We start from the raw sequence: 25,123 nt of genomic DNA on the forward strand, positions 1-25,123 counted from the left end.
ATGTCTTTAGACTAACATCACGGCACGGGGATGTCGAGCGTACCGCTTATCGGGAGCGGTGCGCGCGGTTCAAACGTTGTTCCGCGCGCCGTTGCAGCGCCTCGAACAGCAGGCTGAGCAGCCAATAGATGGCGGCGGCGGCCAGGTACAGCGGCAGCGGCTGGAAGGTGGTGGCGATCACTTCCTTGGTCGACAACATCAGCTCGGTCAGCGTGATGACCGACACCAGCGAGGTGTCCTTGATCAGGCTGATCAGCGTATTGCTCATGGCCGGCACCGCCACCCGCAGCGCCTGCGGCAGCACCACGTGGTACAGCGTGCTCCAGTAGCCCAGGCCCAGGCTGTAGCTGGCGTTCCACTGGCCCAGGCTGATCGAGGCGATGGCGCCGCGCAGACTTTCGGACAGGAAGGCGCCCGAGTTCAGACTCAGCGCCAGGATGCCCGCCGTCACCGGCGTGAACTCGATGCCGATGCTGGGCAGGCCGTAGTAGATGACGAACATCTGCACCAGCAGCGGCGTGCCGCGCATCAGGCTGACATACACATTGGCCGGCCACGCCAGCAGCCGGTAGGGCAGCATGCGCAGCACCGCCACCGGGAAGCCGATCAGCAGCCCGCCGACCATAGCGGCCAGCGCGAACAGCACCGTGTAGCCGGCGCCGCGCAGCATGATGGGCGCGGCTTCGCGCAGCAGGTCCAGCAACTCCATCGCTTACGGCGCCTTGCTGACGTCGGTGCCGAACCACTTCAGCGAAATGGCTTTCAGGCTGCCGTCGGCGGCGGCGTCGGCCAGCGCCTTGTTCAGCGCCTGCTTGAATTCAGGATTGCCCTTCTTGAACGGAATGCCCATGCGCTCGACCGCGCCGACCTGGGCGCCGGCCTTGATCGGCAGCTTGGAGATCTTCAGCAGGTAGGCCGACATCAGGCTGTCGTTGAGCGCCGCGTCGATGCGGCCGGAAGCCAAGTCCGACATGGTCTCCGGCGCCGCCGCATAGCTGCGGATCTCGATGCCCGGCACCGCCTTGGCCTGCTGCTCGTAGACGCTGCCCTGCCCGACGCCGAGCTTCTTGCCCTTGAGGTCGGCCAGCGATTTGTAGACGGCGGTCTCGTTGTTGCGCACGATCAGTTGCGGCATCGAATAAATGTACGGCGTGGAGAAATCGAACGCCTGCTCGCGCTTCGGATTGATGCCGACCTGCGACACGATCACATCGTATTTGTTCGAGGCCAGCCCGGCCAGGATGCTGGCCCACTCGCTGCTGACGAACTCCACCTTCAGGCCCAGCCTGCTGCCCAGCAGCTTGGCGACATCGACGTCGTAGCCGGCAAGTTCGCCGTTCTTCTCTTTATAGTTGAACGGCGGGTAAGTGCCTTCGAGCGCCACCTTGAGCGTGCCGCGCGCCTTGACGGTGGCCAGCAGGTCGGCCGCCGAGGCCGGGAGTGCGAGGCTGAGCACCGCCAGCGCCAGCATAAATTCACGTTTCAGCATGGAATTCCTTTAATGGCGGGCGCCTACCAGGCGCCCATACGACGACGCAGGCCAAAATTGTGGCCCACGACCAGGATGGAACTGGCGATCAAACCACTCAGGCCTATCATCAACTGCACCAGCTTATCATCCGGCAGCACCCACATGCGGCCCGGCGGCGCTTCCTGCACGCGCGCGGCGGCCATGATCAGCGGCGCGATCCATTCCGCCTCTTCCGTCAGGTCGAGCACGATGTGGCCGTCCTGCGTGGTCTGCAGATAGATCTCGCCGCCCTCGGCCAGCGTGAAGCAGACGCCGTAGCCGGTCTCGTGCTTGCCGATGTGCTGTTGCAGAGCCTGGTTGTGCTCCTCGATCCACAGCTCGACGTCGGCGGGCGTTTCCAGCCCGCTCCACGGCACCGGGCGGAAGCGTGGCGGCTCGTTATTGTCCTGCATAGTAATCCTGTTGACTGCCAAACCGCCAGTGTAGCCGATCCGGGGTCAACCCTTCCAGGTGCGTTGCAGGCCGGTGTCGGCGTGGATCCATCCGCCGCGCGGACCGGCGCGGTAATAGAAGCCGACGCCGCCCTGGCGGAAGCTCTTCACCAGCCCGCCCAGCACCTCGGAATTCAGGTTGGCGAGACGGATGTCGGCGGCGCGGCCCACCATGTGCAGCGACTGGCGCGCGGCCGGCACGCCGGCTTCGCGCAGCTTGGCGTTGGAGGCCGGCGTGCGGTAGCCCGACAGGATCTCCAGCGGCGAATCGATGCCGTAGCGCTGCACGAAGGCCTGCGTGCCCCACAGCGTTTCGAACAGCTTGGGATCGATGGTGCGGGTCTCGTTGCCGCCGTTGACGTCGCGCAGCAGGTGGCACAAGTCCTGGTAGGCCGATTCGATGATCTCGCCGTCCTTCCAGTAGAGCAGCTTGGCGCGCTCCTTGCTGGCCGGGCGTATCACTTCGATGGTGCGCGGACGCAGCCAGAACTCCAGGTCCAGCGCCTGGGCGTCGAAGATATCGGGAGGCGGTTCCGTGCCGCTCATGCCGATGCCGGACGGCGCCGGCTGATCGGCGGCGCGCGGCATCGGCGCCGCAGGTTTGACGACCGGCTTGGCGGAAGCGGTCGAAGAGGAGGTCGTGCTGCTATGCCGCACCGGCGTGCTGGAAGCACAACCGATCAACGGCACAGACAAAAAACTCGCAGCGGTCAGCCCGAACCCCTGCTGTAAGAAAGCTCTGCGCGATGCCATAGTCTATCCGTGAAAAGCAATATTGTTACTATAGCCTATGCCGAGGGAAACACAAACGCTCCTAACTTACGCTTAAGAAATGATTCAGCTGCATGAGTGATATAAATATTGCGTATCGGGAAGAAATTTTACTACAGAGTTATACAACCTACTAATGGCAGGCATTCCAACAATAAAGTATTCATATATTGTGCGCCGCAGTATAGTTCAGCCGTACCTGATGTGTTTTTCCATCGAACTAATTACCTGGAGCCTACCATGATCATCCGTTCTATCGCCGCCCTCGCCCTGATTTCCCTGTCGACCCTGTCGAACCAAGCCAGCGCCGCTACCGCCGCTGCCCCAACCCGCCTGGCCAACGCCGAGTGCGACGTGCCAGCCTACCGCAATTCGTGGCAAGACGACGAACTGCAAGGCAACGTCAAACTGGCCGTGCTGGTCGATGCCCAAGGCAATGTCAAGGACACCAAAGTGATTTCGTCGAGCGGCCACGTTGCCCTGGACCGCGCTTCGCTGCACGCCAGCACCGCTTGCAAATTCAAGCCAGCCACCAGCGGCGCCGAGCCAGTCTGGGCACAAGTGCAATACAACTGGGTTCTGAACTAATCCAGCATGCAGTTCATGCAGCGCGCCGCGCCGGTTCCCCCAGCAACACCGAGCGCGGTTCATCCAGCAAGTAGCCCTGCACGAGTAACAACACACCTGCGGCCGCGCCAAGTTCGCGCAAGGCCGTCAGGTGCTGCTCCGTTTCCACCCGCTTGAACACCACTGCCACCCTGGCGGCGGCACTGCGTTGCAACAACTCCGTTAATCCCTTCTGATCCTGCAATTCGCGCGCGTCCAGCTTGAACACGTCCGGCCGCAGCCGATCCAGCACAGCCAGGCCATCCCTTGCACTGTTCACATTGACCGCAAAGCGGAAGCCGTTGCGCCGGTAGTTGTCCGATACATAATTCAACAGCCAGCCCTGCTGCGGCGTCGCCGCCGGCAATTGCAGCACCACGCGCTCCACCGGCAACTCCAGCGCATCGAGAATGCGACGAAAGGCATGGCCATGGTTGCTGCTGACCGCGCTCAACAGCCGGTCGTGCACGTTCAGGTACAGGTCCGCCGCCGAGTCGCCGGCCTGGCGGAAGAAATTAATGGCATGCAGCATGCGGCACAGCCGGTCCAGCTCGATCGACTCGTCGTCGCTGGCGGCGTGGTCGAGCAGCTTCCATAGCGACAGGCCCAGATCCTGCGCCGACACGCTGCGCGCCAACCCTTCGTACGCCTGCACGGCCTGGCTGTCCAGCTGGCGGATCGGCTGGAACGCGCTGCTCATGGTGCAATTGAAAAACCGCCCTTGCGCCTTGCCCTCGTGATCGAGCCAGATGCTGGAAGCAGCGCCGGTGGCGTCGGATAGACGCGCCAGGTACTTTTGCAGGATGGGGAACGACATGGAACTCCTCTACGGGTACTGAGAATGTCGACAGCGTATGCCCGCGCCCGGGAAAGCAGAACGAATGCTTTCGCCTATGGATATGCCAAAACATTCCTTCCGCCCCGGCAGTGCGGCCGGTATCGTGAGGTCGTCGTTTAACTTAGCCGTTACCTTCATGTGCCAACTACTCGCGATGAGCAGCCATAAACCCGCTGCGGTGGATTTCTCCTTTGCCGGCTTTTCCGAGCGCGGCGGCCGTACCGGCGAACACAAGGACGGCTGGGGCATCGCCCTGCACACGCCCACCGGCTGCCGTCTGTACACCGATTACCTGCCGTCGATCCACTCGCCGCTGGCCGCGCAGTTCAAGCAAAGCCCGATCAAGGCGCGCAGCGTGGTGGCGCACATCCGCAAGGCCACCCAGGGCCGCGTATCGCTGGAAAACAGCCACCCGTTCACGCGCGAGCTGTGGGGCCAGACCTGGTCGTTCGCCCACAATGGCGACTTGAAGCTGTTCGATCCGAATCCCAGCGTGTACGCGCCGTGGGGCGACACCGACAGCGAGCGCGCCTTCTGCCACCTGCTGTCCGGCCTGGCGCTGCGCTTCGAGCGCCAGCCGCAGCGGCACCAGCTGTTTGCCGCGCTGGAAGCGCTGGCCGGCGAGATCGCCAGCTTCGGCACCTTCAATTTCATCCTGTCGAACGGCGACCTGCTGTTCGCCCATTGCAGCACCGACCTGCACGTGGTGGTGCGCGAATACCCGTTCTCGGTCGCCCACCTCATCGATTGCGACCTCAGCATCGACTTCCGGCGCCACAACCACCTGGACGACCGCATCGCTGTGATCGCCACGCAGCCGCTGACCTCCAACGAACACTGGACGCGGTTTGCGGCGGGCGAACTGAAGCTGTTCGCCGGCGGTGTGGAAGTGGGAGCTGCGCGGGAAGCGCGCGAGGAATGGGCGCTGGAAGTGGCCTACTAAACCGTATTGCAGTTGCAGAAACGCTTGCGCTTGGGCGCATTCGGGCAGGTGGCGTCTTCGTCCAGTTGCTTCCAGAACAACACCGTCTCGACACCGTACGGCGAGCGCACCTTGCCAGCGTCGGTGTAGCCGCGCTGGGCGAAGAACTGCTGGCCGGTGGCGGTGCTGTGCAATTGCAGCGCCTTCACGCCCCAGTCGCACGCCTGCTCCTCCATCCGCTTCAGCAACGCCTTGCCGGCGCCCTTGCCCTGCGCTTCCGGCAGCAGATAGCACAGCGCCAGCTTGCCGGCGCCGGTCAGCAATGCGACGCCGACAACCGTGCCTTCACTGACTGCGACCAGCGAAAAATTGGTGGGCGACGCAAACCAGTTGGCCACCATCTGCGGAGTTTTATTGCCTAGCCAGGCGTCAAGGATGGTGGGATCATTTTGATGATCCAGCTCACAGCATTCCTTGATCGAACGGCGCAATACAGTGCACGCTGCCTCCGCATCCGTCGAAGCAGCAATACGAATTTCAAGAGTCATGTACGCTCACAAACATTACTTTTAGTACTGGGAACGACTATACACTAAGCCGGGTAAGGCCGTCGGATGCTGCCAGACTAGAGGGTTGCTCCAGTTTTGCACACGAATGTTTTCAGCAATCCATATGCGTTTTATCCGTATCTTTTCGGGACGAAATTTTACACTACAGCGCACTGTACTGCGGCACCCAGGACACCAGTACTAATAAATAGTACTATACGTCATATGAAAGCCAAACACGCAAAGACGTTGCAGTTGCTTTTCTCCCGGCCCACACCTGCCGGCGTGAAGTGGCTTGATATTGTCGCGTTATTTGAAGCTTTGGGCGCCGAGATCATCGAAGCTGAAGGCTCGCGCGTTGCTGTCGTGCTGTTTGAGCAGGTGAAGGTTCTGCACCGCCCTCACCCATCTCCAGATATCGACAAGGGTGCAGTGGCATCCATTCGGAAGTGGCTTGAAGAAAACGGAGTAAAACCATGAACAACGTTATGAAAATCGACGGTCATCAGGCCGTTATTGTTTTTGATCCTGAAATTGAAATGTTCCGGGGGGAGTTCGTTGGACTCAACGGCGGGGCTGATTTTTACGCCCTCGACGTCGCCGGCCTGCAGCGGGAAGGCGCGCTTTCACTCGCTTTGTTCCTAAAAACCTGCGAAGAACAAGGCATCGAGCCGCTCAAGAACTTCTCCGGGAAATTCGTGCTCCGCGTCCCGCCCGCAATACATGAAGCTGCAGCGCTTGCCGCAGCAGCAAGCGGAAAGAGCTTGAATCAATGGATGACTGAGTTGCTTGAAACGTCGCTTCGCGCGGCACATGACAATTCTTATGCGCTTGCGGCCTGAGTTATATGAATATATTAAATGAGTATTAGGCAGCAAGCTTAAAAGCCGCATAATTGAGAATATCTCCATGGAAAAATACTTCTCGCGAAAGCTCATTATGACCACTCAAAATACGCGCCGTTTCGTTTTATCTTCCTTCCTGGCCGCCTCCGCCACGCTGTTTGGCCTGCCTGCCGCGCAAGCTGCCGATACCGTGCTGCTGAACGCCGCCTACGACGTTACCCGCGAACTGTTTAAAGAAGTCAATCCGGCCTTCACCGCCCAGTGGAAGAAAACCACCGGCGAGACCGTCGACGTCAACCAGTCGCACGGCGGCTCGTCCAAGCAGGCGCGCTCGGTGGCGGACGGCATGGAAGCCTCGATCGTGACCATGAATCAGGCCAACGACATCGACATCCTGGTCGAGCGCGGCGTGGTGGCGGCCGACTGGGCCAAGAAATTCCCGAACAACGCCTCGCCGTTCTACTCGACCATGGTGTTCCTGGTGCGCAAAGGCAATCCGAAACAGGTCAAGGACTGGGGCGACCTGGCCAAGCCGGGCGTGAAAGTCATCATCCCGCATCCCAAGACCTCGGGCAACGGCCGCTACACCTACCTGGCGGCCTGGGGTTCGGTGATCAAGAAAGGCGGCAATGAGGCGCAGGCGCGCGACCTGGTCGGCAAGATCTTCCACAACGTGCCGGTGCTGGACGCCGGCGGCCGCGGCGCCACCACCACCTTCACCCAGCGTGAAATCGGCGACGTGCTGGTCACCTTCGAAAACGAAGTGAACCTGGTGCGCGAGGAATTCGGCGACAAGTTCGACGTGGTCTACCCTTCGATCTCGATCCTGGCCGAATCGCCGGTGGCCGTGGTCGACAAGGTGGTCGACAAGCGCAACCTGCGCAAGCAGGCCACCGGCTACGTCAACTTCCTGTACAGCGAAGAAGGCCAGGAAATCATCGCCAAGCACTCGCTGCGTCCGCGCTCGGAAAAGGCCTTCAAGAAGTACAACGCCAACTTCCGCCAGGTCACCCTGTTCACCATCGACGACGTCTTCGGCGGCTGGAAAGCGGCGCAGAAGAAGCACTTTGACGACGGCGGCGAGTTCGACAAGATCTATCAGAAGTAACTGAGCAAATAAGATTATTCGGATAGATTCGTTTGCAAATGGCCGCCGGCCCCGTAATCTGGAAGCGTAGTAAATCAACCAGACAAAGGAAGCACGATGGCCATTTCTGAAATTAACGTACGCAATCAATTCCGGGGCAAGATCAAGGAAATCATCTTTGGCCCAGTCGTTTCGGAAGTCGATGTGGAAACCCAGCACGGCATCGTCACCTCGGTGATCACCTCGCGCTCCATCCAGGACCTGGACCTGAAAGTCGGCAGCGAAGTCATTGCCTTGGTGAAGTCGACCGAGGTCTCCATCGCCAAGATCGGCAACTGATCTCCCCGTCCCGGCTGCCGCCGCGGCCGGTAAAACGGAAAAAAGCCCTGAGTCCTCCCGTCTCAGGGCTTTTTTGCTTAAGGCGTCCTTAACGTATAAAAAAAATATAAGAATCCGGGACTTACATACAATAGACGAGAAGCAGCTTTAATGTTATTGTCTATCCTTAGAGAATATTGCCGTATAGCAGGATTTTTTACGTGCGCCGCGTCGCCCAGACGCGTCCGATAGACTCCCTATTCCCGAATACTTATATGCTCAAGAAAATTGTTGCTGTATTGCTGAGTTCGTTTACCGTGGCCGCATTCGCCGCCGTACCGCTCGGCTCGCAGTCGGTGCTGGTGGTTGAAGACGGCACCGGCAAAGTCCTGTTGGAAAAAAACGCCAACGCCCAGGTCCCGATCGCTTCGCTGACCAAGCTGATGACCGCCATGGTCGTGCTGGACGCCAAGCCGGACATGAACGAGAAAATTGAAATCGACCGCGCCGACGTCGACATGCTGAAGCACAGCGCCTCGCGCGTGCCGGTGGGCGCCGAACTGTCACGCAGCGATGTGCTGCAACTGGCGCTGATGTCGTCGGATAACCGTGCCGCCGCGTCGCTGGGCCGTACCTATCCGGGCGGCCTGCCGGCCTTCCGCATGGCGGTGCGCAGCAAGATCAAGGCGCTGGGCTTGACCCAGACCGTGATCGAGGAGCCGACCGGTTTGTCGCCGCACAATATGTCGACCGCGACTGATCTGGTGAAGATTGCGACGGCGGCGTCGGCGTATCCGGAGATTCGCCGGATTACCACCGACACCAAGGACATCATCAATATCAAGGGCCGCAAGGTCGAGTATCACAACACCAATCGCCTGGTTGGCGCCAAGGGTTGGGATGTGGGCCTGTCCAAGACTGGTTATACCGAAGAGGCGGGTCGTTGCCTGATCATGCGCTTCAAGTCGGGCGGCAAGGAGAATACGCTGGTGCTGCTGAACGCCAAGGCGAACTCGGCGCGGCAGATGGATGCGGTGAATATTCGTCGTTTCATTGCTGGCGCGGATGAGCCAAAAGTGATGAAGGCTTCCGTGACCACCAAGAAGAAGGCGGTTAAACGCAGCAAGCGTACGCGTCGCGCGATGTAATCTTTAAACCCGCACGGCCTGGTGGGGTCTGACCCCGTGCGGGGTCAGACCCCTAAGTGGTAACGCGGACGTCGTGGCAAAAGCGTGCGGGGTGGCCGCCTAATTTTCCAGTTGGCTGCGCAAGCCGCTAGCCCGCTGGGTCCGTTGGCCAATTGCATCCAGCAGCACCTGGCCGTTCGGGGTCAGCAAAGTGAAGTAATCCCGCGCCCGCGTAATGCCGGTGTAGATCAACTCCCGCGCCAGCATGCCGCCGCCGTCCTTCGGCAGCACCATGGCGGTGTGCGCAAACTCCGAACCCTGCGATTTGTGCACCGTCATCGCAAACGCCGTCTCGACATTCCTCAGCCTGGTCGCCAGCACGCTGCGCACCGCCTCCCCCTCCGCAAAGTACACCCGCAGCGCTCCCGGACGCGCCGGATCAGGCAAGGTCAAACCGATATCGCCGTTGAACACGCCAGTCGCGTAATCATTGCGCGTCACCATCACCGGGCGGCCGATATACCATTCGCCGCTACGCTTCAGCAGCCCAGCCTTCTGCAGGCGCTGTTCGATCGCCTCGTTCAGGCCCGACACGCCCCACTCGCCCTCGCGCACCGCGCACAAGATCCGGAAGCCTTCAAAACTCTTCAATACCGATTTCACCCATACCAGCTGATCCGCCTCGGCCGGCGCCTGTTTAATCAGCTGCAGATACGGCTGATAACCGCCCAAGGCCAGCTGCAGCAGATCCGCCGGCTGCGCCATATCGGTCCAGGCCACCTTGCCATCCAGTCCCTCGCGCAGCACATGGAGCGCCGCGGCGGCATCGCCGGCATTCACCGCCAGCGCCAGCGCGCCGATCGGGCCGCCGAAACGCCGGCTCTCGCGCAACATCACCGTCTGCTGCGCGATCGGTCCGCCATGGCCTTCAAAAGGCTCGGGAATGCGCTGGCCGGTCGCCGCCTGCACGTACGACAAGGTCTCCGGCAGATACTCGCCCGCCTCGGCGTTGTGGCACAAATCGCCCAGCACCGCGCCCGCCTCCACCGACGCCAGCTGATCCTTGTCGCCAAGCAGGATCAGCGTCGCCGTCTCCGGCAAGGCCGCCAGCAGCGCTGACATCATCTCCAGGTGTATCATCGACGCCTCATCGACAATCAGCACATCCACGTCCAGCTGATTGCCCGCATGATGCTGGAACGCCCGCGTATCCGGCCGCGCGCCGAGCAAGCTATGCAGCGTGCGCGCCGCGCCCATGCGGGCCGCCAGTTCGCGCAGCGGCAACTCGTCGCCGACCTTTTCCGCCAGCTCGTCCAGCGCCGTATCGATCGATTGCTTCAGCCGCGCCGCCGCCTTGCCGGTCGGCGCCGCCAGCGCCACGCGCAAGCCGGCCTGACGTTCTTCGCCGGCCGTCGCAAACAGCAACGCCAGCAGGCGCGCCACGGTATAAGTCTTGCCGGTGCCCGGACCGCCGGTGATGATGCCCAGCTTGCCGCGCATGGCGACCGCGCAGGCGATCTTCTGCCAGTCTACGCTGCCGCCGCGCGGCGCGTGCGGGAACAGGTTGTCCAGCCAGCGGCGGATGCCGGCGGTCTGCACGTCGGCGTCCGCCGCCAGCACGCCGCCCAGGGCGCGGCTGCGCACCGCCTGCGCCACGTGCGTTTCGTCCTGCCAGTAGCGGCGCAGATACAGCCGCTCGCCATCCAGCACCAGCGGCTGATGATGCTGGTCGCCGCCCACCGGCCACACCTGGACGCAGCGCGCCAGCAGGTCGCACCAGGCGTCCGTATCGGCCGGCCAGTCGCCGACCGATGCGCGCAGGCCGCGCCATTCTTCGCCGCTCCAGCCCAGCAGCGCGGCCGGATCGGCATTCAGCTCGTCGAGCATCAAACAGCTGTGGCCGCGCCCCTCCAGTTCGGACAGCAGCACGCAGGCCGCCATCAGTTGCGGCGAGCTGTCGCCCACCGACGCGATAAAGCGCGCAAACGCGCCGCTCAGGCGGCGCAGTTGGCCAGCCTCGGTCAGCGCATCGACCTGCTGGAAAAACTCAATACTCATTGTGTGCCTCGGTGTTCAACAGGCTGTCCAGGCCATCCAGCAGTGCCGCGTCGGGCGCGATCCAGTAGCAGCCGCGCGTCTGCGTATTGCCTATGCCGCGCAAGAACATGAAGATCGCGCCGCCCAGCTGCTCGGCCGGATCGTAAGCGTCGCCCAGGCGGCTTTGCAACAGCCGGTGCAAGGCCAGCATGTAGATCGCGCCCTGGATGTCGTAGCGGTGCTCGACCATCGCCGTGATCAGCGACGGCTCCTGGTAGCTGGCGTCGCCGCCGCCCAGTGCATTCGATTTGTAGTCCAGTATCCAGTAGCGGCCCTCGTGCTCGAACACAAGGTCGCAAAAGCCTTTCAGCATGCCGTGCAGCTCGCGCTCCGGCAGCGCCGGCCGCGTGGCGCCGCCCAGCAGATGCGTGGCGCACAGCTTGTCCAGCGCGCCGGTGGCCAGTCGGTCGCTCGGGAACCAGAACTCCATCTCCGGCAGCGGCGCGACGATGGCGCTCAACGGCGCATTCAAGTGCGGCAGCGGCGTGCTGGCGATCTCGCGCAACCACGCCAGCGTGTCGTCCAGGCGATTGCCCCAGCCGGCGCGCTCCACGCGGCGCGTCAGGCGCGATGCAAACGTCTCGTGGTCGACGATGGCAAAACCCTCCTGCCCCATCCACTCCAGCTGCTCATGCAGGAAGTTGCCCGGCACCGAGCCGCGCGGGAAGCGGTGCCACGGCGTGTCTTCCACGCGCGACGGCAAGGCCATGGCCGGCTGGTCGCCATCCTCCAGCAGCTTTTCCTGCAAGGCGTCGCGCGGCACCGGGCCGGCGGCGCTGATGGTGCCGGTCGGCCCCGTGCGCCGCGCCAGCGAGCTGAAACTGCCCACCGACCAGTCACGCTCAAACCGGCCGCTGTAATGCTGCGGCTCCAGCAAGGCCGGTCGATGCTCGACGCGGCTCAGGCGCGTGACCTGTTTGGCGTCCATCGCCAGCAGGTCGAGGCGGATGTCGCCGCAGTCCTGGCACGCGTGCTGCCAGCGCTCCATCATCAGGTCCGACGGCAGCGGCGCGCCGCCGGTCAGCAGGTAGCCGAGCGCGGATTCGTGCAGCGTGTTGTCGCCGGCCTTGCGCGCCGACAGCGCCGTCACGCCCAGCCACAGGAAGTGGCGCGCGCGCGTCAGCGCCACGTACATCAGCCGCAGGTCTTCCTGCAGGCGCGCGCGTTCCACCAGTTCCATCGCGGTGTCGGTCAGCGCCATGTCGATGCGGCGCACGCCGTCGTCGTCGCTGAATTCGAAGAAGCTGCGGTTGCGGCGTTCGACCTTGCGCGCGGTGACGGCAAACGGCAGGTACACCAGCGGATACTCCAGGCCTTTCGACTTGTGCACCGTGACCACCTTGACCAGCTCCGCGTCGCTTTCCAGGCGCAGCACGCGCTCGTCACCGCCACCCTCGCCGCCTTCGATCTGCTCGGCCAGCCAGCGTATCAGCGCCTGTTCGCCATCCAGCTGGCGGCTGGCCGATTGCAGCAATTCCGCCAGATGCAGCAGATTGGTCAGGCGCCGCTCGCCACCCACCTGTTGCAGCAAGGCGGCCGGCAGCTGCAATTCGTGGATGAAGCGGCGCAGCATGGCCAGCACGCCCTGCCGCTGCCAGATGATGTGCAGCGCCTTCAGTTGTTCGACGCGTTCTTCCCACGCCAGTTCGTCCGACGACAGGCGCGCCAGCTCGGCCAGCGGCAGGCCGGCGGTGCGGGTGGCGTAGGCGGCGCGCGCCAGTGCACCGTCCAGCGGATTGGCGACCGCCGACAGCCAGCGCAGCACGTCGGCCGCCTCCTCGCTGTCGGTCACCGAGTCCTTGTCCGACAGGTAGACGCTCGGCACGCCGCGCCGTTGCAGCGCGCGGCGGATGGCGGCGGCCTCCTTGCGGTCGCGCACCAGCACCGCGATATCCGCGGGCTTTAGCCGCTGCGGTCCGTCATCGCCGCCGACAAAGCCTGCGCGCTCATCATTCAGCTTGGCGACGATGTCCTCGGCGCAGTGGCTGGCGAAAAATTCGCGGTAGCCTTCGGCCTTCAGTTCCTGCGTGGCGCTGCACGCGATGACCAGCGCCGGCACGTCGCCGGCCGCGTCCACCATGTGTTCCTTGCGGCCCTTGGCGTCCACCGCCTCGAACGGCAGCGGATTCTCGCGCGACGCGGGATCGCGGAAGCGGAAGGCGCCGCGTGCGAAGCCCTCGCCGGCGGCGCGGCCTTCGGCGTGCAGGAACAGGTGGTTGACTGCATCCACCACCGGCTTGGTCGAGCGGTAGTTGGTGCCCAGCTGGTAATGGCGGCCGGCGGTGGCGCGCCGCGCGGACAGGTAGCTGTGGATGTCGGCGCCACGGAAACCATAGATCGACTGCTTCGGATCGCCGATCAGGAACAGGCCCGTTTCCGGATCGTTGTCGGCCACGCGATACAGCTCGTTGAAGATCTGGTACTGGTTCGGCGCCGTATCCTGGAATTCATCGACCAGCGCCACCGGGTACTGCTCGGTGATACGCTTGCGCAGCGCGGCGCCGTTTTCGCCTTGCAGCGCGGCGTTCAGGCGGTCCAGCATGTCGGCGAAGCCGAACTGGCGGCTGCGCTTTTTCAACTCGGCCATGCGATTGGCGACCGTGGCCGCCGCGTGGCGGTACAGCGCGTGCGACAGCGGCTCGATCTCGGCCAGCGCGCGCTTCAGCGGCTGCGTTTCATCGAAGTCGTCCGGCACCACGGTGCTGAAGTTCTTGGCGAAAGCGTCTTCCAGCCCTTCCGGCGTCAGGCGGTTCCAGGCCGTGTCCGAAATATCCGGCAGCACCTGGGCCGGATTCTGCGCCCACTCGCGCAAGCCGTTGAACCAGCTGACCAGCGAATCGGGTCGCATCTTGTTACCGTTGAAGCACTTGGGATCGGTGGCGCGGTGGCCGGCGATGAATTGCTCCATGCGGGTGGCGCGCTCGTACCAGCCGGCCTTCAGCTGTGCCAGTTGCTCCTGCTGCGCGCGCTGCACAGTAGCGATCAGGACGCCCAGCGATTCGCCGCCGGCGTCGCCGATGATGTCGGCGCGCCTGACCAGTTCGCGGATGGATTTCTTCAATGCGCCGACATCGCCCCAGCATGACAGCAGCGCTTCCAGCGACGCGGCGTTCAGCGGATACACCTGCTGGCGCCAGTAATCGTGCGCGGCGTCTTCGAACAGCGCCTGCTCGTCGCTGACCAGTTCTTCGTCGAACAGGCTGCCGCTGTCGAAGGCGTGCTCGCGCAGCATGCGCTGGCACCAGGCGTCGATGGTGAAGATGGCCGCTTCGTCCATCGTTTCGGCGGCCAGTTGCAGGCGGTGCGCGGCCTGCTGCTTCTGGCTGTAATCCGGATACGCGTCCAGGATCTCGTCCAGATAATCGTCGCGCTTCTGGCGCGGCTCGTCGGCGCGGAAGTAGGCCGCCGCTTCGACCAGCCGTTCGCGCACGCGGTTGGACAGTTCACGCGTGGCGGCGCGGGTGAAGGTCATCACCAGGATATCGGCCGGCAGCAGCGCGCGGCGGTAGGCGTGGTCGCCGCCGTGGCCCAGCACCAGCCGCACGTACAGCGCGGCGATGGTCCAGGTCTTGCCGGTGCCGGCGCTGGCCTCGATCAGGCGCGAGCCGTGCAGCGGAAAGGTCAGCGGTGCGAGTTGATTGGCGACGATGGTGGTCATGCTGCGTCCTCGCCTTCAATGCGGGCTACGGTGATAGATTGGTCCATCCAGTCGGCCAGCGGGCGATACAGGGCGTGCGAGACGTCGTGGAAATCCGGCTCGGCGCTGAGGGCCGCATAGTCCGGCCACATGCGCTTGAGGCACAGGTCTTCGCTTTCGCCGCCGATATCGAAGCCGCCGTCGTAGACCGCGCGCGCATCGCCTTCCTGCACCAGCGCCAGCGCCGTCTTGCAGGCGGTGGGCAGCGGACGGTTCATGCCATCGCGCCACAGGCACACCAGTTCGCGCAAGGCTTCCTGCGCCAGTTCCGGCGCCAGCGGCTGCATGGTGACGATGGCGTCGCGCGCCACCAGGTGGCCGGTGACCTGCATGCCGGTGGCCGAAACCGCCAGCTGGCGCAGCCACATCGCGATCAGCTTGTCGCCGCGCGGCTTGCCCTGCTTGTCCGCCACACGCGACGACATCTGTGCCAGCCACACGGTTTCGCTGCCGTTGCTGCGCAGCTGGTCGATCCAGTCGTCCAGCGGCACGCTGGCCAGCATCAGGTTCAGCGCCACTTTCGGCGCCGGCAGTTCGTAGTGCTGACGCAACGTCAGCCACGCGCAGCGCACCGGCACCAGCGCCTCCACCAGCTGATGCTGGTACTGCTGGCCGATCAGGCCAATCGGCAGCACGCCTTCGCGCGCCAGACGCTCGGCGCGCTGGGTCAGTTTGTCGTAGACCTGGTCGATTTCCTCCGGCGTTTCGGCGTCGTCGAGCATGGTGTCTTCCAGCAGATAGCGTTCCAGCGCGTTGAGCGAGAACGGCTCTTCGTCCTCGCCCACCAGCGCGGCCTCGCCGAACATCACGCCGAGCCGCTGGCGGAAGAAGAAGCGCACCGGCTGGCGCAGGAAGTTGTGCAGGCTGCCCAGCTTCAGGCGGAACTTGTCGTCGATGTCAAACGGCGGCAGTTCGATGGTGTCGCCGCTCCGCGTTTCCGCGCCGTGCGCTTCGCGCCATTCGCGCGCATAAGTCAGCAGGCCGCCATCTTCAAAATAGCGGCGGCTGAACGGCTGCAAGGCGTGTTCGGTGGTGCGCTGTTTCAGGTCCAGCCGCCAGCCGCTGACCAGGTAATCGCGCAGCTGCGACACCAGCACCGACGGCGGCTGTTCGCTGTTGTCCCGCACATTACGTCCGACCCAGCTGATATACAGTTTGTCGCGCGCGGCCAGCACGGCTTCCAGCATCAGGTAGCGGTCGTCGTCGCGGCGCGAGCGGTCGCCTGGACGGGCCATGCCCGGCTGCGCCAGCAGGTCGAAGTCGGCCTTCGGTGCGCGGCGCGGGAAATCGCCGTCGTTCATGCCAAGCAGGCAGACCACGCGGAACGGCACGGCGCGCATCGGCATCAGCGTGCAGAAGGTCACGCCACCGGAGACGAATTGGTGGTTCAGCGTCGGCTCGTCCATCAGTCCGAGCCAGGCTTCGCGCAGCACAGCCAGCGGCACGGCTTCTTCGTAGGCTGCGCCTTCGCAGGTGTCCAGCCATTTTTTCAGGGCGTCGTCCAGTTGGGCCAGCGTCAGGCGGTCGTTCTCTTCGTTGGCCTTGAAGAAGGTGGCCAGCAGTGCGCGCGCCTGCACGCCCCACTCGGCCGGCGAACGCGATTCGGCCAGCACGGCGCGCCAGTGCAGCAGCGCTTCCACCAGCTGCGCCAGCGAGCCGGCCAGCGCGGCATCCAGGCCGCCCACTTCGCCGTAAGGTTCGATGCCGGCGAAGCTGTCGCCGGCGCCGCTGGCATAGCCCAGCAGCATGCGGCGCACGCCGAAGATCCAGGCATTCTGCTCGCCGGCCGGGCCCAGGCCAAGGCCGCTGCGGTGCTGCTGGTCCAGCCCCCAGCGTACGCCCGAGCCTTCGATCCAGCGACCCAAGGTGGGCAGGTCGTCGTCGTGCAGGCCGAACCGGGCAGCCAGCGCCGGCACGTCCAGCAGGTCGCGCACTTCGCTCTGGCGGCAGCGCTGCTGCGGCAGGCGCAGCAGCCATTCCAGCGCCACCAGCAGCGGATTGACGCTGCGGTCGTTGACGTCGCCGATCTCGAACGGGATGTAGCGCGCATCGCTGCGGCGGTGCTGGGCGAATACGGCGTGGATCGCGGCCGAGAAGGTGTCGATGTCCGGCACCATCACCACCACGTCGCGCGGCCGCAGCGGACGGCCGCCGTGCTCCGCGTCGGCGAACATTTGCAGCAGCTGGTCGTGCAGCACTTCCACTTCGCGCTGCACGCTGTGGGTGACGTGGAATTCGATCGAACGGTCGCCCTCGTCCGGCGGAATGCCGGGGTGCTCGGCCAGCGGCAGCAGCTCGCGCACGGCGGCCTGCACCTGCGTCAGCAGCGTGTCGCCGTCGCCGTCGCTGAACAGGTCCACCCGCAGCGGCGCGACATCGTCCTCGTTGGCGGCGGCGCTGGCCTGCGCCGCCTCGTCGAATTCATCCAGCATGCGGACGAAGTCGCGGCCCTGCCGCCCCCAGCTGGCCAGCAGCGGATGGCTGTGCGCGTGCAGTTCTTCCAGCGGAATCTGGCCCAGGTCCTGGCCGTTGCGCAGCTGCTGGCGGCGGTGCGCGCTGCGCAGCAAATCGCGGCCTTCGATGATGTCGCCCCAGTAGTACTGGCAGGGATTCGGCACCGCCAGCAGCACCTGCGTGTGGCGCGCCAGCGAAGCCAGCGCCTGCAAGGTCTGGAACGGCAGCGCCGACACGCCAAAGATCACCACCCGGCGCGGCAAACGGCCCAGCGGCGTTTCGCCGGCGGCGCTGGCGCGCACGAATTCGGTGTGCACCGTGGCGCGGCCCAGGCCACGCTCATGCGGCTCGACGTCGGCGATGACGGCGCGCCACAACTGCCCCTGCCAGCGCCGGTCTTCCGGCAGCGGCGTGACGTCGCCGCGCGCGTTGCGCAGTTGGTCGCAGCCGGCGGCCCAGTCGTCCAGCCAGTCGGCGCGGTAGACCTGGTATTGGTCGAACAAGTCGGCCAGGCGTTCAGCCAGTTGCAGGCGGCGCTCCGCTTCGCCATCCGACAGAAAGTGTCGCAGCGGGGCGAAGACGGGATCGGCCAGCAGGGTCGGCAACAGGCGCATCAGGCGCCAGGTCAGCGGTCCCTTGTCGAAGGCGGAGATGGGCGGCACGCTGTCGCGTCCCAGCATGCCGCGGTAGGCGTCCCACAGGAAGCGCGCCGGCAGCGCCACGCGCGAGGCGGCGCAGATGCCGATTTCCTCGGCCAGCGCGATTTTCAGCCATTCGGCCACGCCGTTGGACTGCACCAGGAAGATTTCGGACTCCAGCGCCCCGAGCGGGTGGTTGCGCAGCCATTGGAAGACGGCGGCGCGCAACTGTTCCATCTGATTGCCGTGCAAAATCAGCAGGCCGGGGGTGATGCCAGAAGTCATAGAGCTCTTCAACGTTAGCGAGGCTCTATTATCGCTCTAGCCCGGATCGTATGCCAGCAGTTCCTGCTCGATATGGTGATCCAGCACCGTCAGCATGGCGCGCAGTTCCTGCACCAGGCGCTGGGCATTGGCCATGCCGGTGTCGTTGCGCACCTGTTCCAGCGCATAGCAGAGGTTCCCGAACTGCATGGCGCCGACCGCGCGCGCGGACGACTTGATGCGATGGCCCAGCTCCGCCAGGTGCGCCAGGTCTTCCATTGCCAGCGCCTCGTCGAGTTCCTGCAGGCCGTCGCGCGCGGAACTCAGGAACAGCAGCGCGTATTTGCGCATCTTGTCCGGCTTGCCGCCGAAGGTTTGCGCCAGCGCTTCCAGGTCGAACAGCTCGGCCGGCGTCTCGGCCGGTGCAACGGGAACCGCAACCGGAGCCACCGCCGGCGCGGACGGCGCCATCTGGCGCGGCACGAACACCGGCGACTGCGGCATCATGGTCACGCCCGCCGGCACCGAGAAATACGACGGCGGCGGTGGCGACGGCTTGCGCACGGCGGGGGCCGTCCGCGCCCGCTGGCCCATCCACCTGGCCAGCATGTTAAACAGCAGCTTGGGCGCGATCGGCTTGGTCAGGAATTCGTCCATGCCGGCGTCCAGGCAGCGCTGCTGGTCGTCGCGGCCGGCGTTGGCGGTCATGGCGATGATCAGCGTGGCCGACAGCTTGGGGTGCGCGCGGATCAGGCGCGTGGCCTCGTAGCCGTCCATCACCGGCATCTGCACATCCATCAGCACGCAGTCGAAGCGCTCCTTGAGCAGCAGGTCGATCGCCTCCTTGCCGTTGTTGGCCACGCAGACCGTGGCGCCGACGTCTTCCAGCAACTCCTGCCCCACCTGCTGGCTGAAGATATTGTCCTCGACCAGCAGCACCGAGGCGCCGCGTATGCTGTCCAGCACATCCGGCTGCACCGTTTCGCTGCTCGGCGCCAGGAAGTGCACGCCCTTGGCCAGCCGCGCCGTGAACCAGAAGGTGCTGCCCTGCCCCGGCGTGCTGTCGACGCCGACGCCGCCGCCCATCAGTTCCGCCAGCTGCTTGCTGATCACCAGTCCCAGGCCGGTGCCGCCGTAGCGCCGCGTGGTCGAGGTGTCCGCCTGGTGGAAGGACTGGAACAGCTGCGCCACCTGTTGTTCCGACATGCCGATGCCGTGGTCGATCACTTCGAAGCGCACCATGATGTGGCTGTCGCGCTCCTCCAGCGCCCGTGCGCGGACGATCACCTTGCCGTTCTCGGAAAACTTGATGGCGTTGCTGGTGAAGTTCAGCAGCACCTGCTCCAGCCGCAGCGGATCGCCGCGCAGCTGATACGACAGGCCCGGTCCGATTTCATACACCAGTTCCAGCCTGCGCTCATGCGCATTCTCGCCCAGCTGGCCGGAGATATTGGCCAGCAGCGAGTCGAGCGTGAAGTCGAGCACCTCCAGGTCCATCTTGCCGGCTTCGATCTTCGAAAAATCCAGGATATCGTTGATGATGCCCAGCAGGTGCTGGCCGGAGTGGTAAATCTTCTGCAGGTAATCGCGCTGCTTGGGATGCGTCACCGACTTCAGCGCCAGGTGCGCCATGCCGATGATGGAGTTCATCGGCGTGCGGATCTCGTGGCTCATATTGGACAGGAAGTCGCTCTTGGCCTGGTTGGCCGCATCCGCCTCGTCCTTCAGCTGGTGCAGCGCCGTGACGTCGGTCGACAGACCGATCACCGCCCAGTAGGAGCGCCCCAGCTCCACCGGCATCTTCACCGTCCACAGGTGCTGGAGCACGCCGTCGCGGCCGACAAACTGCGCCTCGCCCGAGTGTTTGACATTGCTGGCGAGGACAGGCTGGTCCAGCGCCCATTCGGCGTCCGCCTGGGCCGCCGGCATCACCTCCGAGTCGCGCTTGCCGATGATCTCCCGCACCGGCAGGCCGATGCACTCGGCCTTGCGCGCATTGACGTAGATATAGCGGCGGTCGTTATCCTTCATGTACACATGGGCGTCGACGTTGTTCAGCACCGTATCGAGCAGCACGCCCTGCTTGATGGCGCGGCGGCGCGATGCATACAGCACGAACACATAGCTGTACAACAGCAGCATGCCGGCAAAGCCGGTCAGCGCGGCCAGCGACGGGAAATACAGGTCGAAGCCGCTCAACAGCGCGTCCTTGCGCACGCGGAACTGCGCCTTCCACAAGCTGCCGTTGAAATCGATCGGCAGCGTGGCCTCCAGGTATTCGGCGCGCTGGCCCGCCGGCAGCGGCATTGGCGTCAACGCCCCGGTGTCGGAGTACAGCAGGCGGTCGGTATTCTCGATGACCAGGCGGCGCTGATCGGCGCTGGCGCTGCCGTCGGAATACAGGGTCAGATGCACGTCGCGCACGGTCATCTCGTCGACGGCGCCCTGCACCAGCCGGGGAATGCTGAAGCCCGCGCCCACCGTTCCCAGATAAGCGGCGCGGCGTTCGGCCACGGTGTCCAGCGGCAGGCCGCGGCGGTAGACCGGCAGCCGCACGCCCAGCCCGTAGTGCGGCGTCGGCAGCTGGAACAGAATCGGTTCGCCGGTGGCGCCCACCCGGCCGCTGTCGCGCGAGGCATCCAGCATGGCGGCGATGGCCGCGCTGGCGGCGATGTCGACGCCATGCCGTTGCCGCAGGATGATGTCCGGCTCCAGGTAAGTCAGCACGGCGTAGTACGGACGCCGTCCCGGCGGCGTGATGTCGAACTGCGGATAGCCCTCGGCGCGCACCGACGCCACGAACTGGTCGCGCTGCGCGTCGCTGATTCTCGGCGCCCAGGTCAATGCCTCGATCGCGGGAAAGTGGCGCGGCGTGTCGAGGCTGGCCACGTACTGGTGGAACTGGCTGCGCCTGATGTTGTCCGATGTCTGGAACAGCGCGGCCAGCGCGCGCGTCAGGTCCGCATAGGATTTGATGCGCGCGGAAATGCCGTACTGCGTGCTGCGCGCCAGGTTTTCAAACATTTGCGAGGCGTCCTCATCCACGGTGCGCGAGGCCGCGCCGTACAGCACCGCCCCCATGCAAGCGGCCAAGGCAAAACCGACGCCCCAGAACACCAGGCGCGCGCGTCGGTTTGCCGACCTTCTATCAGCGGATTTCAGCATGCACGATCACTTTAAAAGCGGAAATTATTTGCATCACAGCAGCATACTATCAATGCTGCGCACGAACCAGAGAAAGAATTGGTGAGAATTCAGCCGAGGTTGCTATCGAAAATGAAGGGAACCTTATGCCGCAAGGCGCACTCTAAGAGATGAGGCTGTCTCATGGAGGCGAACATGCGAAAAAATTTCATGTTGCCGATGGCGCTCGTTGCGATGATGCACATGCCGCATGCGGCCGAGGAAGAGCACGGTTTCGATGCCGTGCTGCAAACGCCATTCCACGGCATCAGCAACAGCGTGCGCACGGCAACCATGCAATTCTCCGCGCCCGACGTCGGGCCGCAAAAACTGCGCTGGCAGCTGGAACTTTTGCCCCGGCATGACGACACCGTGGTGCGCACCTGGCGCGGCAACCAGACGCTTGCCGGCGGCAAGGCGGCGGTCACGCTGCGCTGGCGGGCGAATGTTGCCACCGGCGTCTACCGCCTGCGCTTGCGCGCCAGCCTGGACGGCGGCAGCGAGACCGAACAGAGCTGGCCGGTGGCGGTGGACACGGCGGCGGCGCCGACCGTGTCCCGCCGCGCGTCCGCCGCCCCGCCCCCATACGACATCTACCTGGGCAATCTGCACAGCCAGACCAACCACAGCGACGGCGGTGGCGCGCTCGACCATTGCAGCGGCGCGCAGGAGCCGCAGTCCGGCGCCTTCGGCCCGAGCGACGCCTATACCTACGCCGGGCAGCACGGCCTCGACTTCCTGATGACCTCCGAACACAACCATATGTACGACGGCTCGGACGGCACCAACCAGCAGGCGGACGCCAACGCCGCCCGCGCCTTGTTCCAGGACGGCCTGCGCCAGGCGGCCAGCTGGCGCGACGCGCACCGCAGCTTCCTGGCGCTGTACGGCCAGGAATGGGGCGTCATCAACCACGGCGGCCACCTCAACATCCTCAACGCCGACGCCCTGCTCGGCTGGGAGCGCAACGCCCAGGGCGACCTGCTGGCCGATCAGGAGACGCCGAAGAACGACTACAACGCCCTCTACACGCTGATGCGCGAGCGCGGCTGGTTCGGCCAGTTCAACCATCCGCAGCACGACCAGTTCGCCATCAACGGCAGGCCGCTGGCGTGGACCGGCGATGGCGACGCCAGCATGCTGCTGTGCGAAGTGATGAACAGCAGCGCGTTTTCCAGCAAGACCGACGAAAGCGAAACGCGCCACAGCAACTTCGAAGCGGGCTGTAACAGCCTGCTGGAAGCCGGCTACCACCTGGCGTTCAGCAGCAACCAGGACAACCATTGCGCCAACTGGGGCGCGGCCTATTCGAACCGAACGGCCGTGCTGTTGCCCCGCAACACGCCGCTGACGCCGGCGTCCCTGCTGGAGGCGCTGCAAGCGCGCCGCGTCTACGCCACGATGGACAAGCACGCGCAACTGATCTTCACCGCCAACGGCCGCATGATGGGCGAGCGCATGCAAAATCGCGGCAGGCTGACGCTGCAGGCGCGGTACGTCAGCCACGGCGGCCGCAGCGTCGCTGCTGTCAGCATATTTCACGGCGTTCCCGGCCGCAATGGCCAGGTCGCCGCTCTGGGCAGCCAGTTGAAACGCACGCTGACGCCATTACCGGGCGAACATTTTTATTACGCCAGAGTCACGCAGGACGACGGCAAAATGCTGTGGAGCGCTCCGATTTGGGTAACACAATTATCACCATGAGATGCCGTCAATCGTGCGCTGTGGAAAATTTAATTCCGATAATATTTTTATTGCTAGAAAAGTTGAAATGACAGTTATTAAAACGATAAAATACAGGCTGAAACGACGGTGCCGCAACGCACAAAATTGCTTGACTCCGCCCATTACAAGAGTATCTTTTACCTTCCAAACCGCTACCGTCCTCAGCCGCCGTGCAGATCCCAAAAGTTCTTCTCGTCAATGACGACCAGGCCAGCCTGTATGCCCTGGAAAGCTTGCTGCTGGATGCGGCCGATCAGCATTTATATGAGCTGATCACCGCCGGCTCGGGCAAGGAAGCGCTGCGCCATGTGCTGCGCCACGAGTTCGCCGTGATCCTGTTGGACGTCAGCATGCCCGGCATGGACGGCTTTGAAACGGCCGAAGCGATCCACTCCCATCCGCGTTCGGCCGGCACGCCCATCATCTTCATCACCGCCCACTATGCGGATGAACTGAACCGCCTGAAGGCTTATCAGAAAGGCGCGGCCGACTACCTGTTCACGCCGGTGATTCCGCAGATCCTGCAGGCCAAGGTGGCGGTGTTTGTCGAGATCGCGGCCAAGAGCATGCAGCTGCGCATCAAAAGCGATGAACTGGCGCGCCTCAACCAGGACTTGCACGTGCAGCGCCTGCAAGACCTGGAACGCATCAACGCCGAGCTGGAACTGGAAATCAAGGAACGCAAACAGGCCGAACAGCGCGCCCACGAATTGTCCACGCGCGATGTGCTGACCAACCTGCTCAACCGCCGCGCGCTGATCCAGCAGCTGGAACACGCCGTCGCCAGCGCCGACCGCAGCGGCATCGGCTTCGCGCTGCTGTTCCTCGATCTGGACAAGTTCAAGCAGGTCAACGATCACTACGGCCATGAGGCTGGCGACGAGCTGCTGCGCCAGGTCGCGGCGCGGCTGATGGCGGCGGTGCGCGTGGCCGACATCGTCGCGCGCCTGGGCGGCGATGAATTCGTCGTGCTCATCGAAGGCAAATCCGCCTCAGCCAACGCCGCGCGCGTCGGCCGCAAGATCGAGATGGCGTGCGCGCTGCCGTTCGACATCGGCAGCAACCGCTTGAAGACCGCGGCCAGCATCGGCATCGCGCTATACCCGGAAGACGGCGCCAACGCCCAGGCGTTGATGAAGAACGCCGACACGGCGATGTACCACGCCAAGCAGCACACCGCGACGCCGGTGCAGTTCTTCCACGAAGAGCTGAACGTGCGCGAGCGCGAACGCGAACAATGGACGCTGGAACTGCGCAAGGCGCTGGCGATGGGGCAGCTGGAGTTACGCTACCAGCCGCAGGTCGACCTGCGCAGTGGCGATGTGGTGGCGGCCGAAGCGCTGCTGTACTGGCGCCATCCGCTGCGCGGCCTGATGGAAGCGGCGCAATTCCTGCCGCAGGTGCAGGAGCGAGCGCTGCTCGACCGCGTCGACGCCTGGGTGGCCACGCAAAGCTGCGCGCAGGCCTCGCTGTGGCAAAGCCTGAGCCGCAACGTGCAAGGCCCGCCGCTGTGCATCTGGATCAACCTCGCGACGCCGCAACTGCACGCGGACCTGCCGCAGGCGCTGCTGCCGGTGATGCGCAAGCACGGCCTGCCGCCGGGCAGCATCGGCATCGAACTCAATGAAAAGCTGCTGTTCGGTCCCACCGAGACACTGGCGCCGCTGCTGACGCAGCTGCAAAGCATCGGCGTGCGCGTCGCGCTCGACGATTTCGGCAGCGCGCGCTCGTCGCTGGCCGCCTGCAAGCGCTGGCAGCTCAACGCGCTGAAGATCGACAGCAGCTTCGTGCACGGCATCGGCAACGACGAAGGCGGCACCGACATCGTGGCGGCAGTGGTGCATCTGGCGAAAGCGCTGTCGATGCGCGTAATTGCGCTCGGCGTCGCCACCCGGCAGCAGCTGGAAGTGCTGCAGGAGCTGGGCTGCCACGCCTGCCAGGGCGATCTGTTTTATCCGCCGCTGCCGGCCGCCGGCCTGCTGGAACAAACAAGCGACACTCTTATCAACTCACCTTCCCTCCTAAGCAACGAGGAATAAGC

The 25,123-nt window shown here is 64.3% G+C and carries 19 protein-coding genes; 9 read left to right on the forward strand and 10 right to left on the reverse strand.

Annotated elements, in window-relative coordinates; genetic code table 11:
• Positions 1-46: 46 nt before the first annotated feature.
• From GJ698_RS17540 to GJ698_RS17555, 4 genes are read right to left on the reverse strand one after another with little or no spacing between them, the layout of a single operon-like run.
• Positions 47-709, reverse strand: a complete 663-nt coding sequence (locus GJ698_RS17540; protein ID WP_154359152.1) for an amino acid ABC transporter permease — start codon at positions 707-709, stop codon at positions 47-49.
• A gap of 3 nt (positions 710-712) precedes the next feature.
• The gene (locus GJ698_RS17545; protein WP_154359153.1) at positions 713-1,489 is read right to left on the reverse strand and encodes a transporter substrate-binding domain-containing protein; all 777 of its coding nucleotides are present in this window, start codon (positions 1,487-1,489) and stop codon (positions 713-715) included.
• Positions 1,490-1,512: 23 nt separating this feature from the next.
• Positions 1,513-1,923 (reverse strand): hypothetical protein, encoded by a 411-nt coding sequence (locus GJ698_RS17550; protein ID WP_154359154.1) that lies wholly within the window; start codon positions 1,921-1,923, stop codon positions 1,513-1,515.
• 45 nt (positions 1,924-1,968) lie between these two features.
• Positions 1,969-2,652, reverse strand: coding sequence for a YcbK family protein (locus GJ698_RS17555; protein WP_443090115.1), 684 nt, complete (start codon positions 2,650-2,652; stop codon positions 1,969-1,971).
• 321 nt (positions 2,653-2,973) lie between these two features.
• On the opposite strand from GJ698_RS17555, the gene GJ698_RS17560 reads away from it, so the two are divergent.
• The gene (locus GJ698_RS17560) at positions 2,974-3,321 is read left to right on the forward strand and encodes an energy transducer TonB (RefSeq protein ID WP_154359155.1); all 348 of its coding nucleotides are present in this window, start codon (positions 2,974-2,976) and stop codon (positions 3,319-3,321) included.
• Positions 3,322-3,334: 13 nt separating this feature from the next.
• On the opposite strand, the gene GJ698_RS17565 is transcribed toward GJ698_RS17560, so the two are convergent.
• Positions 3,335-4,156, reverse strand: a complete 822-nt coding sequence (locus GJ698_RS17565) for an EAL domain-containing protein (RefSeq protein ID WP_154359156.1) — start codon at positions 4,154-4,156, stop codon at positions 3,335-3,337.
• A 157-nt stretch (positions 4,157-4,313) separates the two neighbouring features.
• Here GJ698_RS17565 and GJ698_RS17570 point away from each other — a divergent pair, with 157 nt between their 5' ends.
• Positions 4,314-5,120, forward strand: coding sequence for a class II glutamine amidotransferase (locus GJ698_RS17570; RefSeq protein WP_154359157.1), 807 nt, complete (start codon positions 4,314-4,316; stop codon positions 5,118-5,120).
• On the opposite strand, the gene GJ698_RS17575 is transcribed toward GJ698_RS17570, so the two are convergent.
• Positions 5,117-5,647, reverse strand: coding sequence for a GNAT family N-acetyltransferase (locus GJ698_RS17575; protein WP_154359158.1), 531 nt, complete (start codon positions 5,645-5,647; stop codon positions 5,117-5,119). The two genes, GJ698_RS17570 and GJ698_RS17575, sit on opposite strands and share 4 nt — an antisense overlap.
• A 225-nt stretch (positions 5,648-5,872) precedes the next feature.
• Between GJ698_RS17575 and GJ698_RS17580 the strand changes: the two genes are divergently transcribed.
• The 5 genes from GJ698_RS17580 (at position 5,873) to GJ698_RS17600 (ending at position 9,045) form a co-directional block, all read left to right on the forward strand.
• On the forward strand, positions 5,873-6,127 hold the full coding sequence (locus GJ698_RS17580; protein WP_154359159.1) for a type II toxin-antitoxin system HicA family toxin: 255 nt from the start codon (positions 5,873-5,875) through the stop codon (positions 6,125-6,127).
• Entirely contained in the window at positions 6,124-6,489 is a 366-nt protein-coding gene (locus tag GJ698_RS17585; RefSeq protein ID WP_154359160.1) for a type II toxin-antitoxin system HicB family antitoxin, read from the forward strand. The genes GJ698_RS17580 and GJ698_RS17585 overlap by 4 nt, the downstream gene beginning before the upstream one ends.
• Before the next feature lie 97 nt (positions 6,490-6,586).
• Positions 6,587-7,600: a sulfate ABC transporter substrate-binding protein gene (locus GJ698_RS17590; protein ID WP_154359161.1), complete on the forward strand. Its 1,014-nt coding sequence runs from the start codon at positions 6,587-6,589 to the stop codon at positions 7,598-7,600.
• Positions 7,601-7,696: 96 nt separating this feature from the next.
• Entirely contained in the window at positions 7,697-7,918 is a 222-nt protein-coding gene (locus GJ698_RS17595) for a TOBE domain-containing protein (protein ID WP_090178885.1), read from the forward strand.
• Between the two features lie 254 nt (positions 7,919-8,172).
• Positions 8,173-9,045: a serine hydrolase gene (locus GJ698_RS17600; RefSeq protein WP_154359162.1), complete on the forward strand. Its 873-nt coding sequence runs from the start codon at positions 8,173-8,175 to the stop codon at positions 9,043-9,045.
• 99 nt (positions 9,046-9,144) lie between these two features.
• Here GJ698_RS17600 and recD read toward each other — a convergent pair whose 3' ends face one another.
• From recD to GJ698_RS17620, 4 genes are read right to left on the reverse strand one after another with little or no spacing between them, the layout of a single operon-like run.
• Positions 9,145-11,082 (reverse strand): exodeoxyribonuclease V subunit alpha, encoded by a 1,938-nt coding sequence (recD, locus tag GJ698_RS17605; RefSeq protein ID WP_154359163.1) that lies wholly within the window; start codon positions 11,080-11,082, stop codon positions 9,145-9,147.
• On the reverse strand, positions 11,072-14,779 hold the full coding sequence (gene recB / locus GJ698_RS17610) for an exodeoxyribonuclease V subunit beta (RefSeq protein ID WP_154359164.1): 3,708 nt from the start codon (positions 14,777-14,779) through the stop codon (positions 11,072-11,074). The genes recD and recB overlap by 11 nt, the downstream gene beginning before the upstream one ends.
• Positions 14,776-18,195, reverse strand: a complete 3,420-nt coding sequence (gene recC / locus GJ698_RS17615; RefSeq protein WP_154359165.1) for an exodeoxyribonuclease V subunit gamma — start codon at positions 18,193-18,195, stop codon at positions 14,776-14,778. Before recC ends, recB begins: the two co-directional genes overlap by 4 nt.
• Positions 18,196-18,231: 36 nt before the next feature.
• Positions 18,232-21,339, reverse strand: coding sequence for a CHASE domain-containing hybrid sensor histidine kinase/response regulator family protein (locus GJ698_RS17620; RefSeq protein ID WP_154359166.1), 3,108 nt, complete (start codon positions 21,337-21,339; stop codon positions 18,232-18,234).
• A gap of 174 nt (positions 21,340-21,513) precedes the next feature.
• On the opposite strand from GJ698_RS17620, the gene GJ698_RS17625 reads away from it, so the two are divergent.
• Together GJ698_RS17625 and GJ698_RS31430 are read left to right on the forward strand one after the other, a co-directional pair.
• Positions 21,514-23,061, forward strand: a complete 1,548-nt coding sequence (locus GJ698_RS17625; RefSeq protein WP_229260044.1) for a CehA/McbA family metallohydrolase — start codon at positions 21,514-21,516, stop codon at positions 23,059-23,061.
• 191 nt (positions 23,062-23,252) lie between these two features.
• On the forward strand, positions 23,253-25,121 hold the full coding sequence (locus GJ698_RS31430; protein ID WP_371865367.1) for a putative bifunctional diguanylate cyclase/phosphodiesterase: 1,869 nt from the start codon (positions 23,253-23,255) through the stop codon (positions 25,119-25,121).
• The last annotated feature ends 2 nt before the right edge of the window (positions 25,122-25,123 follow it).

The organism is Duganella aquatilis, from assembly GCF_009674565.1.
In the GTDB taxonomy this organism is placed as follows: domain Bacteria; phylum Pseudomonadota; class Gammaproteobacteria; order Burkholderiales; family Burkholderiaceae_D; genus Rugamonas; species Rugamonas aquatilis.

Excerpts from the sequence above, each read along its gene's own strand:
- recC (WP_154359165.1), bottom strand. The coding sequence starts at position 18,195 with ATGACTTCTGGCATCACCCCCGGCCTGCTGATTTTGCACGGCAATCAG.
- GJ698_RS17585 (WP_154359160.1), top strand. The coding sequence starts at position 6,124 with ATGAACAACGTTATGAAAATCGACGGTCATCAGGCCGTTATTGTTTTT.
- GJ698_RS17575 (WP_154359158.1), bottom strand. The coding sequence starts at position 5,647 with ATGACTCTTGAAATTCGTATTGCTGCTTCGACGGATGCGGAGGCAGCG.
- GJ698_RS17595 (WP_090178885.1), top strand. The coding sequence starts at position 7,697 with ATGGCCATTTCTGAAATTAACGTACGCAATCAATTCCGGGGCAAGATC.
- GJ698_RS17600 (WP_154359162.1), top strand. The coding sequence starts at position 8,173 with ATGCTCAAGAAAATTGTTGCTGTATTGCTGAGTTCGTTTACCGTGGCC.
- GJ698_RS17560 (WP_154359155.1), top strand. The coding sequence starts at position 2,974 with ATGATCATCCGTTCTATCGCCGCCCTCGCCCTGATTTCCCTGTCGACC.
- GJ698_RS17545 (WP_154359153.1), bottom strand. The coding sequence starts at position 1,489 with ATGCTGAAACGTGAATTTATGCTGGCGCTGGCGGTGCTCAGCCTCGCA.
- GJ698_RS17550 (WP_154359154.1), bottom strand. The coding sequence starts at position 1,923 with ATGCAGGACAATAACGAGCCGCCACGCTTCCGCCCGGTGCCGTGGAGC.
- GJ698_RS17580 (WP_154359159.1), top strand. The coding sequence starts at position 5,873 with ATGAAAGCCAAACACGCAAAGACGTTGCAGTTGCTTTTCTCCCGGCCC.
- recB (WP_154359164.1), bottom strand. The coding sequence starts at position 14,779 with ATGACCACCATCGTCGCCAATCAACTCGCACCGCTGACCTTTCCGCTG.
- recD (WP_154359163.1), bottom strand. The coding sequence starts at position 11,082 with ATGAGTATTGAGTTTTTCCAGCAGGTCGATGCGCTGACCGAGGCTGGC.
- GJ698_RS17540 (WP_154359152.1), bottom strand. The coding sequence starts at position 709 with ATGGAGTTGCTGGACCTGCTGCGCGAAGCCGCGCCCATCATGCTGCGC.
- GJ698_RS17570 (WP_154359157.1), top strand. The coding sequence starts at position 4,314 with ATGTGCCAACTACTCGCGATGAGCAGCCATAAACCCGCTGCGGTGGAT.
- GJ698_RS17625 (WP_229260044.1), top strand. The coding sequence starts at position 21,514 with ATGCGAAAAAATTTCATGTTGCCGATGGCGCTCGTTGCGATGATGCAC.
- GJ698_RS17590 (WP_154359161.1), top strand. The coding sequence starts at position 6,587 with ATGACCACTCAAAATACGCGCCGTTTCGTTTTATCTTCCTTCCTGGCC.
- GJ698_RS17565 (WP_154359156.1), bottom strand. The coding sequence starts at position 4,156 with ATGTCGTTCCCCATCCTGCAAAAGTACCTGGCGCGTCTATCCGACGCC.
- GJ698_RS17620 (WP_154359166.1), bottom strand. The coding sequence starts at position 21,339 with ATGCTGAAATCCGCTGATAGAAGGTCGGCAAACCGACGCGCGCGCCTG.